This is a genomic window from Nocardia sp. NPDC050710 (assembly GCF_040654375.1).
Taxonomy (GTDB): domain Bacteria; phylum Actinomycetota; class Actinomycetes; order Mycobacteriales; family Mycobacteriaceae; genus Nocardia.
The window spans coordinates 1-1,384 of sequence record NZ_JBFAHV010000072.1 but is presented as its reverse complement, the minus strand read 5'-3'; the positions used below and the strand labels follow the sequence as shown (position 1 = coordinate 1,384).

The following is a 1,384-nucleotide window of genomic DNA, read 5'->3' as shown; positions in this document are numbered from 1 at the left end:
GGGGATTGCGGCGGTGGATGTGCGTTTGAAGGACGGCCGCAGTGGAAATGAGCTGAACTCTTATCGTTTCGATGTAGTCCTGCACAAAGCACCGGTGCGGGTGCGACGGCTGTCGAAGGCCGATCAGACCTGCGAGTGGGGCCGGATGGGGGACATGCGTCGCCTGGCCGCTTTCCTGCGGGAATCCACCGCGGGCACTATCCGCGTCACCGGAATTCCGCAGGCGGGCCTGGCGGTCGATGTGGCCGCGGCTGCTGAGCTGGCCCGAGCCGACGCACGTGACCTGGTCGCGGATCTCGACTCCGGTGACGGCCCTGGTGTGTGGCCACAGGACTGCCGTGACTTGGGCGGAGAACTCGGTTACGAGGTAATTGTCACGCCCGCACCGGAACCGGGGCTGATGGATGCGGTATTCGTGCGCGCCGCATCGTCGGTGACCGCGGAGCCGACGGGTGCGGGCAACTGGGTGAACTCGGATGGGTATGTGCCTGATGTAAGTTCGGCTCGGGGTGTCGAGGACTGCGCGAGTGATCCCGGTGCCCGGGATCGGTTGGCGGGGGTGCGTGCGTTCGTAGCGCGACAACTACCGGAGTTCATGGTGCCGGCAGCAGTGGCGGCGGTGGCGGAGTTCCCGCGCACACCTAACGGAAAGATCGACCGAAGAGCTTTACCGGACCCCGAGTTCGCCGGGGGCGTGTATCGGGCTCCGTGCGATGAGTCCGAGCGGGTACTGGCGGAATTGTTCGCCGAGGTGCTCGGGATGGCCCGGGTCGGCATCGACGACAGCTTCTTCGACCTGGGCGGGCATTCGCTGTCGGCGACACGATTGATCAGCCGGATCCGAGCGGTACTCGGCGTGGAGCTTCCGATTCGGATCGTGTTCGAATCACCCACGGTCGCGGCGTTGGCAACCCGGCTGGGAGAGGGGCAGATGACCCGCACCCGGTTGGGTGTACGGCCGCGGCCGGAGCGGGTGCCCCTGTCGTATGCGCAAGCCCGGCTGTGGTTCCTGCACCGGCTCGAACCTCAGGCGCCGGTCTACAACATTCCCATCGCACTGCGATTGACCGGTGCGCTCGATGTGCCCGCACTGACGGCCGCGGTGGTCGATGTGGTGAACCGGCACGAAAGCCTACGGACCGTGTTCCCGGACGAGGGTGGGGTGCCCTGGCAGCAGGCATTGGCACCTGACGCGGTGCATGTGCCGGTAACCGTGGTGGATGCGACGGCCGAGACCCGAGTGGCCGATGCGGGCGAATTGACCGGGCCGGTGACACAGGCGATGGCGGCGCCGTTCGATTTGGCTACGCAGATTCCGTTGCGGGCGTGGGTTTTCCGGTGTGGTGGGGATGAGTATGTGGTGGTGTTGGTGTTGCATCACATT

General features: G+C 65.9%; 1 protein-coding gene. It reads left to right on the top strand.

Annotation, left to right across the window (positions count from 1 at the left end):
- Positions 1–13: 13 nt before the first annotated feature.
- On the top strand, positions 14–1,384 hold a 1,371-nt coding region (locus tag AB0H61_RS39030), incomplete at its 3' end, for a condensation domain-containing protein (protein ID WP_357313990.1).